The organism is Sphingomonas sp. LH128, assembly GCF_000293195.2.
GTDB classification, from domain to species: domain Bacteria; phylum Pseudomonadota; class Alphaproteobacteria; order Sphingomonadales; family Sphingomonadaceae; genus Novosphingobium; species Novosphingobium resinovorum_A.
The window spans coordinates 1-10,303 of sequence record NZ_ALVC01000127.1; the positions used below are offsets into that span (position 1 = coordinate 1).

Genomic DNA, 10,303 nt, shown 5'->3' on the forward strand with positions numbered 1-10,303 from the left:
CGGGCTGTTCGAACTGCTGGCGGGGCTGTGCCTTGCCGCCGGGTTCATGGTGCGGCTGGTGGCGGTGCTGCTGGCCGGGTTCACCGCGCTGACGATCCTGTTCTTCCACGCGCAGTTCGGCGACCCGATGCAGCGGGTCATGGCGCTCAAGAACCTTGCGATCATCGGCGGCCTCGCGCTGGCCTTCGCGCATAGCCAGATGTGGAGCCACTACTACGCCATCGCCCGCGAGCGCCGGGGCGAGATCGCCGCGCGCGACGCGGATGCGCGCGTACGCGACGCCGAATTGCGTGCCGCCCGTGCCGAAGCCCGCGCCGATGTGCTGGCGCAGGGACAGACGGCGCATGAACCGCGCACCGTTGTCACCGACGTCAACCACGACGGCGTGCCCGAAGTGCGCCGTACAGGCTGGCGCAACCGCCGCTGGTTCGACTGGTAAAGTCGATGGGCCTTGCCGCTGCGGACTACCGCAGCGGCCAGAAGTGAATGATCAGCGGCGTGCCCAGCACCAGCACCAGCAGCGAGAGCGGTGCCCCAAGCCGCGCGTAGTCGCCGAAACGATAGCCCCCCGGCCCCATGACCAGCGTATTGCACTGGTGCCCGATCGGCGTCAGGAAATCGCATCCCGCGCCGATCGCGGTCGCCATCAGAAACGCATCGGGCCGATAGCCGAGATCGCCGGCGAACACGGCCGAGATCGGCGCCATGACCAGCACCGTCGCGGCATTGTTGAGGAACGGCGTCACCGCCATCGACGCCGCCAGCACCAGCGCCACCGCACCCCATGGCGGCATGTCGCGCGCGAGTGCCGCCAGCCCCGTCGCCATGACATCGGAAGCCCCGGTCGATTGAAGCGTCCCGCTCACCGGGATCAGCGCCCCCAGCATGATGAGGATCGGCCATTCCACGGCCTCGTAGGCGTCGTCGACAGACAGGGCTCCGGTGATGACCACGAGGCCCGCTCCGGCGAAAAAGGCCGCGGCCACCGGCACCAGCCCGGTCGCCGTCGCCAGCATCGCAGCGGCAAGAATTCCGACCGCCAGCCAGCCCTTGCGCGTCGCTCCCAGCGCGATCTGACGCTGCGCCAGCGGCAGCACGCCAAGCTGCCGCAGCCTTCCCGGCATGGCGGAAAGCGCTCCTTGCAGCACGATCACGTCGCCGGGCTGCATCAGAATGCTGGCCGGCTTGGCGCGCAGGCTCTCCCCCTCTCGCGAGATGGCGACGAGGCGCAGCCCCATGCGCTCGCGCAGCATCAACCGGCTTGCCGAACTTCCCGCCAGCGCGGAGCGCGCGGTGACGACACCCTCGATCACGCCCACGTCGTCGCGGGCGCGCGCCGTATGCTCGCTCTCGGCCCCGTCGTCGTCCGCGTCACGGCCGCTGGGATCCAGGCCACCCGCCGCGACCGCGCGCTCCAGCGCATCGGGCTCGCCTGCAAGGATCAGCACGTCGTCCTCCACCAGCACGAGGTCCGGCCGAACCTCACCGGAGAGGCCATGACGCAGCACCGCCGTCACATCGACCTCGCCGTCATGCTCTCTCAGGAAAGCCGCAACGGTGTTCCCCACCACCGGGGCATCCTCGCGGACCCGGGCTTCGATCGTGTAGTCGGCGATGTCGAGCGCCTCGCCCATCGTCGCCACCGCGCGCCGGTCGGCCGGGAGCAGGCGGTAGCACAGGCGCAGGAAGACCAGCCCGATGGCCAGCAGGCCGAGCCCGGTCGGCAGGTAGTCGAACATCGCGAACGGCTCGCCTGTCATCTGCTCGCGTACCCGGCTGACGATGATGTTGGGCGAGGTCCCAACCAGCGTTGTCAGCCCGCCCAGCAGGGCGGCGAACGACATCGGCATGAGAAAACGCGAGGGGTTGGTTCCGCTTTTGCGGCCGAGTTGCCCGGCGGCAGGCATCAGCATCGCCAGCGCGCCGATATTCTTGATGAGCCCCGAGGCGAGGCCCACTGACGCCGTGAGCACCAGCAGTTGCGATCCCGTGCGCCCCAGCCACCGGCCCGCCCATGCCACGGCTTTCTCGATCAGCCCCGACCGCTGCACCGCAGCCGAAAGCACGAGCGCCGAGCCGACGATGATGACGATATCGTCGGCAAAACCGGCGAACGCCTTCTCGGGGCTGACGAGCCCCAGTGCCAAGCCGGCCAACAGGGCGATGACTGCAGTAACGTCGTAGCGGAAGCGGCCCCAGATGAAGAGGGCCATCATGCTGCAAAGCAGGGCGATAGACAGATATTGCTGAAAGGTCATCGGGCCTCGGAAGCAGGCGGGAGTGCATGGAAGAAATGCGCGGGAAGCGCCTCGGTGCCAGCCAGGCCACGTTGCACCATTGACGTCGAGCCCGCGAAGCGCCAATAGCGCCTCCAGCGCAAGGCGCGGGCGGTTAGCTCAGTTGGTAGAGCATCTCGTTTACACCGAGAGGGTCGGGGGTTCGAGCCCCTCACCGCCCACCATTTATCCGGCAAATCAGCGGTTTCCGGATTGGTGAAAAAAATGCGCGAAATGCGATTGCACGGAGCGCCGTCCGCATGTAAACGCCGCGCCTGCCTGCAAGGCATGCCGCTTTAGCTCAGTTGGTAGAGCACATCATTCGTAATGATGGGGTCACGTGTTCGAGTCACGTAAGCGGCACCACTTTTTCCGTCACGTAAGCGCACCACCTTCGTAAAGGCTTCGGCAAGTCGTCGGGCAGGCCGTGATGAGAAAGCTCAAGGAGCGATCATTGGCATCGGTATGGGCGTGAAACTTGATATTCATGCCCCCTGGCCCGTCCGATCAGGCGCCCAAATCCCCCTTTTACCCGAAAGCCGCAAGCCGCAAGCCGTGCGGTGGGCCTTGAGATAGGTCGCGTCGATCACAACCGTCTGGTACTCGGCCCTCTGGGTGAAGAGGCGGTCCTTCGACCGGTTCCGGTCAAACGTATTCGGCATCATTATGTTGACCGGACCGAGCGGCTTGTGGCAGGAGCGAAACGGTTGAACGGACTAGTTGTAAAACCGGAATCAGCCGATCAACCGAACTGACGGAATTCCGCCGGTTTGCGGGTGTAGCTCAATGGTAGAGCAGCAGCTTCCCAAGCTGAATACGAGGGTTCGATTCCCTTCACCCGCTCCAGCCTTTAAATCAGCAGAAATCTCACCTTTTATACCACCTTCAATGCGGGGCGCATAGCGATTTCGCGCGGTAACGGCGCGGTAAAACGCTCCCGGAACACGCTTTTCAATCTCGTCTATCAGCGATTCTGTCGCTGCCAGCGCTAGGCCGAGGTTGGCCGGGTCTGGCACCGCGTAGATGTCCGAAATCTCAGACTTGTTGTGCCCGAGCATCATCTTGCCCTGAACCCAATTCGCCTCACCAATGGTGCGGCGGCAGATCGTCGCGACGCTGCGACGCACCAGCTTCTCGCCAGCCTCGGCATCGCCCGGCAACCCGAGGTGCAGGCGCATGGCGTTCCATCCATGCTTGATCGTCGAGACTGGCAGGTAGTTCTCGCGCTCCATCGCTTCGTCGAGCCACGGCGCGAACTGGCGCGCAACGGGGATCGTCGGGCGGTGCTTCTTCGTCTGTGCGCGACCCGGCCGGTTCAGCATCAGAACCCCGGCTGCGGAGTGCCACTGCCCCCTTGCGCGCAAGTCATAGATCGTGTCCGGCCTCGCTCATGTCGCCACGGCGGCGCGCAGGTACGCTGACCGCCAATGCGCCCACGAACCAGGGCATCAACTGCACCAGCGCCAGCGACCCGGTGTATAACGTCCTCCAGCCCGGCTCGAACGGCATTACCGGCATCTCGCCCGCCGCTTCCGGACGCTGGACGACGAACAACAAGTCGCTTTACGGCGAAGTCACCAGTGACATCACCGACCGTTGGTTCCTCGACCTCGCCACCCGCTTCGAGAACTGCCGGATGTTCGGCAGCAAGCTCGTGTGGAAGGCGGCGACGCGCTACAACCTGACTGACTGGCTGGGCCCGCGCGGGTCGATCGGCACCGGCTTCCGCGCCCCCACAGCCGGGCAGATCAACATGACGCAGACCTCGATCCAGACCGTCGGCGGCGTCCAGCTCAACGTCGGCCTCTACCCGACCTCGAACGCGGTGGCGCAGTATCTGGGCGCCAATCCCCTGAAGCCCGAGCGGTCGAAGAACTACTCAGTGGGCTTCACGCTGACCCCGGCGCCGAACTTCACGCTGACGGTCGATGCCTATCGCATCAAGCTCTACGACCAGCTCTACACCAGCTCGCAGATCGTGGTGACGAGCGCGATCAAGCAGGCGATGGTCGATGCCGGGATCGTCGGCGCGGATTCGATCGACCGCATCCAGTTCTACCAGAACGCCATCGATTCCACGACCGAGGGCCTCGACGTGGTGGCCTCCTACCGCGCCGACTGGCTGGACATCGGCTCCACCAACCTGACGGCGGCCTTCAACACCAATTCCTACAAGGTGGACAAGGTTCTGGTTTCGACCGTCAGCTTCGATTCCACGACGCTCTACAACTTCGAGCACAATGATCCGAAGTCGCGCGCCAATGCCACGATCAACCAGCAGATCGGCCCCGTCTCCGTCATGCTGCGCACCAACTTCTTCGGACCGTGGTCGCGCCAGACGACGGCGGCGAGCCATGCGATCCAGAAGTACGGCACCGAGACCCTGTTCGACGCCGAAGTCTCGATGCCGCTGATGGAGCGCCTGACCCTGACGCTGGGCGCGCGCGACATCTTCGACAACTATCCGGACGTCAACCGCATCGACGACACCAACGGCCGCACTTACGTCGATGGCGTCGTGCCCTGGCAGGGCGGCTACTACTACGCCCGGCTCAACTTCAAGATCTGACGGCGGGAGACCGCCTCAGCGGAAACCCTCCCACTCGGCCCGGAACCCCCAGCGTTCCGGGCCATTTTTTTGAAGTCCGAGATCGTTTGGAAATTCGCTGGAGGCTAACTTCGCGGCACCGGCCCACACCCTCAGAACAGCGCCGCGCCGTTTTCGACCACCGAACGCGGAGTGACGACGATCACGTCCCGCCCCTCTCCCGGCGCGCCGAGGATCAGCACTTCGGAGCAGAAGCCCGCGATATTTCGCGCCGCGAAGTTGACGACGCAGCAGACTTGCGTGCCCAGCAGATCCTGCGGCGCATCCTGCCCCAGCAGCGATTGCATGTTCATTGCGTTCTCCTGCTTTGACCCCTTGTGTTGTAGGTGCAGGCGTTCGCGATAATGGCCGATTGCGCAGGGGACGACCGCGACTTATCCCGTTTTGCGATCGCGGCGCGGTGGATTCTGCTTTGCGGGTCCGCGCGGCGCAAATGCGTGGTTCGACGCGGGATTCCCGGCTTGCCCAGCGCGCGAACCGGCGCCGGCCCGGACCGCCACGGCAGTATCCACTTCCCGCAGGCTAGCCCGGATTGCGCGCGGTGACGATCCATGCCGCGCCGTCGATCATGACCGAGCGCTCGCCGGGGCGCGCGGCGAAGGCGGCGTGGACGGCGGATGCGCAGCGGGCGCGCACGGTTTCGTCCTGATCGGCCAGCGCGCGCGAAAGCGGGCCGACCTCGAAGGCCATCTGCACCGCATCGTCGATCGCAGCCTCGCGAGAGGGACCTTCGCCGAAGGGGATTTCGGCGTCGAAGGGGGCTATCGCAATGCCGGTGAAGCCTGCCTCGACCAGCAGACGCTCCACCCTTGCCGCATCGCCGAAGGAGAACGGACCGGGCGCTTCCGGGTCGGGCGCGGGCGGCGGCGGCAGAATGTCCCGGATGGCGCCCATCGGCAGCCGCACCCAGTCGTTCTCGGCCGCGCCGCGCCAACACACGAAAGCCAGCCTTCCGCCGGTTTTCAAGGCCGCTCGCATATGCGTGAAGGCGGCGGCGGGATCGGCGAAGAACATCACTCCGAAGCGCGAAAACAGCAGGTGGTAGGCCTGCACGGCAAGCTCCGCCGTGGCCGCGTCGTCCAGCGCGAAGTCCACCGCGCCTTCACCCAGTTCACGCGCGCGCTCGATCAGTTGCGGCGATATGTCGAGGCCCAGCACCTGGCCCTCGGGCCCAACGCGGTCGGCCAGCACGAAGCTGGACGCCCCCGCTCCGCACCCGATGTCGAGCACATGCTCGCCAGCCCGAGGATCGGCTGCCGCGATTGCCGCCTCCCCGAAAACCTCGAGCATCGCATCGAGGCGGCGCTGGTTGCTTGCCCAGCGATCACCGCTGCTGCCGCTCCAGTCGCTGACCTGATAGACCGCCGGTTTCGTCATCATCACTCCCAGTTGCGAATGATTATCAACTAGACCGAATAGACTAAGAGAACAAGTCACCGCACCCGCCGCCCGCGCGCGAAAGCAGAAGTGCGAGCGCAAATGAGCTGCGCCACACCTTGGTCATTCCCGCGAAGGCGGGAATGACGGAAAGGGGTTCAAGGGGATGATGAAGGGAGCGGCAGCACTTGGCGCATCGCCGCGCTTACGCCTGCAGCAGCTCCGGCAGCTTGCCCGACATGCCCCGCGCCTCGTCCATGAAGAAGCGCTTGAGCAGCGGCGTGCGCTGCACCGCGCCCATTCCGAGGCGGCGCACGGCGCTGGCCGTGCGGCCGGGAATGCCGAACAGGCGGGTCAGCCCGTCGGTCGCGGCCATGACCATCAGGCTGTCGAGGCTGCGCCACTTCTCATAGCGCGCCAGCATCTGCGCGTCGCCGGGTTCGAGGCCGAGGCGCATGCCGTCTGTCAGCACTTCCACCAGCGCGCCGACATCGCGCAGGCCCAGGTTCAGGCCCTGCCCGGCGATCGGGTGCATGCCGTGAGCAGCATCGCCGATCACCGCGAGGCGCTCCTCGACCACGCGCCCGGCGTGGTGGAAGCGCAAGGGATAGCTCATGCGCGGGGCCGACAGCTCGATCTTGCCGAACACGCCGTGCATGCGCTCGAACACTTCGTTCACGAACATCGCATCCGGCATGGCGCTGACGCCCGCCGCATCCTTTTCCGCGACGGTCCAGACCAGCGCGCTGCGGTGGCGGCCCTGTGCATCGTCGAGCAGCGGCAGCAGCGCGAACGGCCCGGCCGGGTAGAAGATTTCCCAGGCGGTGCCGTCATGCGGCTTTTCGTGGAACAGCCCGGTGACGAAGGCGCGGTGGTGGTATTCCCACTTCGCCAGCGCGAAACCAGCCTCGTCGCGCGTCGGCGACTGGCGCCCTTCCGCCGCGATCAGCAGCGAGCCCCGGATAACCTGGCCGTCAGAGAGTTCCACCTCGACGCCGTGAGCGCCGCGATCCTTGCGCACGGCTTCGGTGCGCACGTGCCAGGCGATGTTCGGTTCCTGCCGCGCCGCATCGAACAGCGCGATGCGCAAGTCGCGGTTGGCGAACATGCGGCCCAAAGTGCCTTCCTCGGCCTTGGGCGTGAAGTCGATGCGGCCGGGCTTCATGCCATCGGTCACCGCGATCGAGGCGATCGGGCAACCCAGCTTCTCCAGCGCCGGCGCGAGGCCGATGTTGGTGAACAGGTTCCAGCTCGCGGTCGAGATCGCCGAGGCGCGGCCGTCCGCGCCCTCGGCCACCAGATCGGCCGGATCGGCGCGGTCGACCACGTGGGCGGTGATGCCCGCCCGGGCGGCGGCAAGCGCCAGCGTCATGCCGACGAGACCGCCGCCCAGGATGATAAGATCGCGCCTTTCGGGCGCCGTGCCAGTCGTATTCGAGTCGCTCATCGCGAGCAGCTATCGGCCTCCCCGGCGTAGATGTCGAGGCACCTTCCATCCCATGTACCCGCCGGTTCGCTCAGGCCCACCAGCGCGGCGAGGGTCGGGGCGATGTCCACCGTCTCGACCGGCTGCGCCTGCTCCATGGAGGGCATCCCCCCCCGCCAGAACAGCATCGGCACGCGGCGGTCGTAGTCCCACGGGCTGCCGTGGGTGGCGGTGTAGCCGGGGACGGGCTTGGTGCCCGGCACGACGGCGCGCTTCGTCATCATCAGCACTTCGCCCGAGCGGCCGGGGTAGAACGAGGCGGCGACGCGCTCGATCTCGGTCCAGTCCTGCGGGTGACCGGCGGGCACCTTGACCTTCTTCAGTTCCTCGGCGGTATAGACGCCCGAGATCTGCGGGTTGGCCTTCAGCTGCGACACCAGTTCGGCGATGACCTTCTGCCGCTGCTTTGCGGTGAGCCCGGCGTTCAGCCAGATGTCGCCCGAAGCGCCCGCACCGTAGAGCAGCGGGCCTTCCTTCACGGTGATCCCGGTCGCCTTGCCTACCGAGGCGGAGAGCGCGTCATCGGTCAGCGAGGGGTCGAGGCGGCTGGCCTCGGGCACGCCCTGCAGCTTCATGCGCTCGGGCGCGTCGGCGCCGCCATGGTCAGCGCTGAGCACGACCGCATAGTCGATCCCGCGCGCATCCAGCGCCCCCAGCAGCTTGCCGATGGTCTGGTCCAGAACGTTCATCTGGATGCACATCTCGACGCCCTCGTTGCCGTAGGCGTGGCCGACCTTGTCGGTGGCCGAATAGCTGACCGAGAGCACGTCGGGCACATCGTCCTTGCCCAGCGGCATCTCGTCGAGCAGGCGGATGGCCATGTCGGTGGTCATCTCGTCAGTGCGCGGGCTGTTGAAGAAGCCCTTGAAATCGCCGGCCTTCAGCGGGAAGCGATACGTGCCGATGGTGAAGCCGCCCATCTGGATCGCATGGTCGACGCCGCCGCACCAGCCCGGCACCGGCAGTTCGGGCGCGCCCGCATTGACCGCGGCGGCGATCGCCTGGTTTTCCGCGACAACGGCGGGGGAGACCTTGCGATCCTCGTAGGTGACGAAGCCCTTGCCCTTGATCCAGTAGGCGGCATCGGTGGTGTGGCCGCCCATCATCACCACCGCGCGGTCCTTGAACGAGACGGCGGCGTTGAGGGACCTGGGGTTCTTCGCCTTGAGCAGATCGCCCAGCGTCGGCACCATCAGGTGGTCCGGCTTGATGACCGAATCTTCCGAGCTGCTCTTCGGGTCGGTCTCGTCCTCGGAACAATAGACCTTCTTGTCGGCGCGGGCGATGCCCGGAACGTACCAGTCGTTGGCGACGATGCCGGTGCGGTTGGGGTGCACACCGGTCAGCAACGTTGAGTGGCCGGGGCAGGTCTCGGTCGCGGCATGCGATTGGAAGCCCGAGGGGAACACCGCGCCCTGCAGCAGGCGGTTAAGGCCCTGCGAATAGCGCTCGCGATACTGCTGGAACAAGTCGGCCGAGAACTGGTCGACCGAGATCGCGACAATCAGCCTGGGCGGGGTCTGCGGAGCGGCCTGTGCCGCCGGGGCCGGAGCGGCCTCCTGCGCGAAGACGGGAGCGGAAGCGCCGAGCGCAAGAGCGACAACGAGCGAGGAGAGCGGGAGGCGCATCGGGGGAGGTTCCTTGAAATGTCCGAGCGTTGGATGCAGATGCAGCGATGACGCGATCGTCGATCAGGCGCAAGACTCGCCTAACCTCACGGAGCACCATGCAAAAGCGCCGCTACCGACTGCCTGTGACAGTTCTGTGTCACCTCATGGTGCTGCTGGGTGCCTTTATGGTCCTGTTGGGTGCCGTTTCGGTGCCCGCCCGCGCGGCGCCCCCCCATGCCCCTACGCATATCGCGGCGGAGCTGCTCGCCGGGCCGGTGAAAGACGGGAAAGCCACCCTCGCCATCCGCATGACGCCCGAGGCGGGGTGGCACGGATACTGGCTCAATCCGGGCGATGCAGGCCTAGGGATGCAGCTGTCGTGGGACGTGCCCGAGGGCGTGAAGACGGGGCAGCCGCGCTATCCGGTGCCGCAGACGCTGGTGGTTCAGGGCCTGATGAACCACGTCTACGAAAGCGAGTACGCGGTGCTGGTCCCAGTCACGGTTCCTGCCGGAAAAGGGCGGATTCCCGTGCACGTGAAGGCCCAGTGGCTGGCCTGCACTGAACAGATCTGCGTCCCCGAACGCGCCGAACTCGCGGCCGAGATCCCGGCCGGTGCGCCGCATGATCCGCGCTTCGACACGTGGACCCAGCGCCTGCCCGCGCCGCTCGATACGCCGGCCGCTTTTGCGTTGAATGACAAGACGTTGCGCCTTGCCATCCCGCTCCCGGCGTCGGTGCCGCTGGAGGCCCCGCACCTCTTCGTCGGCCAGGACAAACTGATCGACTATGCTGCTCCGCAAGCCTTCGCACGCAAGGGCGACATGCTGCTGGTAACGATCCCCCGCGCCCGCTTCGCCCCGCAGAATGCCGCAGGAATCGACGCCGTCCTGCGTCTCGACGCCGCAGGCAACGGCATCACCCTCACCGCCAGACCCGGCCCGGT

General features: G+C 66.4%; 8 protein-coding genes, 3 tRNA genes and 1 pseudogene. 6 read left to right on the top strand and 6 right to left on the bottom strand.

Going from position 1 to position 10,303, the window contains the following annotated elements; genetic code table 11:
- A partial coding sequence (locus tag LH128_RS10955; RefSeq protein WP_008829693.1) for a DoxX family protein occupies positions 1–439 on the top strand: 439 nt, incomplete at its 5' end.
- Positions 440–464: 25 nt separating this feature from the next.
- Here the strand turns inward: LH128_RS10955 and LH128_RS10960 are convergent.
- Positions 465–2,216: an SLC13 family permease gene (locus LH128_RS10960; RefSeq protein ID WP_327195134.1), complete on the bottom strand. Its 1,752-nt coding sequence runs from the start codon at positions 2,214–2,216 to the stop codon at positions 465–467.
- A 169-nt stretch (positions 2,217–2,385) separates the two neighbouring features.
- Here LH128_RS10960 and LH128_RS10965 point away from each other — a divergent pair.
- A tRNA-Val gene (locus tag LH128_RS10965) sits at positions 2,386–2,461 on the top strand.
- Between the two features lie 105 nt (positions 2,462–2,566).
- Positions 2,567–2,642 (top strand) — tRNA-Thr (locus tag LH128_RS10970).
- A gap of 57 nt (positions 2,643–2,699) precedes the next feature.
- Here the strand turns inward: LH128_RS10970 and LH128_RS34500 are convergent.
- Positions 2,700–2,890, bottom strand: a pseudogene (locus LH128_RS34500) (IS5/IS1182 family transposase); the annotation flags it as partial.
- Positions 2,891–3,048: 158 nt separating this feature from the next.
- On the opposite strand from LH128_RS34500, the gene LH128_RS10980 reads away from it, so the two are divergent.
- Both LH128_RS10980 and LH128_RS10985 read left to right on the top strand, forming a co-directional pair.
- Positions 3,049–3,122: transfer RNA gene (locus LH128_RS10980), tRNA-Gly, on the top strand.
- 544 nt (positions 3,123–3,666) lie between these two features.
- Positions 3,667–4,845 (top strand): TonB-dependent receptor plug domain-containing protein, encoded by a 1,179-nt coding sequence (locus LH128_RS10985; protein WP_008829696.1) that lies wholly within the window; start codon positions 3,667–3,669, stop codon positions 4,843–4,845.
- A gap of 131 nt (positions 4,846–4,976) precedes the next feature.
- Here LH128_RS10985 and LH128_RS10990 read toward each other — a convergent pair whose 3' ends face one another.
- The 4 genes from LH128_RS10990 to LH128_RS11005 form a co-directional block, all read right to left on the bottom strand.
- Complete coding sequence (locus LH128_RS10990) at positions 4,977–5,177, bottom strand: secretion chaperone CsaA (RefSeq protein WP_008829697.1); 201 nt, start codon at positions 5,175–5,177, stop codon at positions 4,977–4,979.
- 229 nt (positions 5,178–5,406) lie between these two features.
- A complete protein-coding gene (locus LH128_RS10995) occupies positions 5,407–6,264 on the bottom strand; it encodes a class I SAM-dependent methyltransferase (RefSeq protein ID WP_327195135.1) in 858 nt (285 codons plus the stop codon).
- Between the two features lie 202 nt (positions 6,265–6,466).
- Positions 6,467–7,708 (bottom strand): FAD-dependent monooxygenase, encoded by a 1,242-nt coding sequence (locus tag LH128_RS11000; RefSeq protein ID WP_008829699.1) that lies wholly within the window; start codon positions 7,706–7,708, stop codon positions 6,467–6,469.
- Positions 7,705–9,375: an alkaline phosphatase family protein gene (locus LH128_RS11005; RefSeq protein ID WP_008829700.1), complete on the bottom strand. Its 1,671-nt coding sequence runs from the start codon at positions 9,373–9,375 to the stop codon at positions 7,705–7,707. Before LH128_RS11005 ends, LH128_RS11000 begins: the two co-directional genes overlap by 4 nt.
- Positions 9,376–9,473: 98 nt before the next feature.
- On the opposite strand from LH128_RS11005, the gene LH128_RS11010 reads away from it, so the two are divergent.
- Positions 9,474–10,303: protein-disulfide reductase DsbD domain-containing protein (locus tag LH128_RS11010; RefSeq protein WP_008829701.1), on the top strand; the 830-nt coding region annotated here is incomplete at its 3' end.

Bases quoted from the DNA above. Each gene is read 5' to 3' on its own strand.
- LH128_RS11000 (WP_008829699.1), bottom strand. From the start codon at position 7,708: ATGAGCGACTCGAATACGACTGGCACGGCGCCCGAAAGGCGCGATCTT.
- LH128_RS10990 (WP_008829697.1), bottom strand. From the start codon at position 5,177: ATGAACATGCAATCGCTGCTGGGGCAGGATGCGCCGCAGGATCTGCTG.
- LH128_RS10995 (WP_327195135.1), bottom strand. From the start codon at position 6,264: ATGATGACGAAACCGGCGGTCTATCAGGTCAGCGACTGGAGCGGCAGC.
- LH128_RS11005 (WP_008829700.1), bottom strand. From the start codon at position 9,375: ATGCGCCTCCCGCTCTCCTCGCTCGTTGTCGCTCTTGCGCTCGGCGCT.
- LH128_RS10960 (WP_327195134.1), bottom strand. From the start codon at position 2,216: ATGATGGCCCTCTTCATCTGGGGCCGCTTCCGCTACGACGTTACTGCA.
- LH128_RS10985 (WP_008829696.1), top strand. From the start codon at position 3,667: ATGTCGCCACGGCGGCGCGCAGGTACGCTGACCGCCAATGCGCCCACG.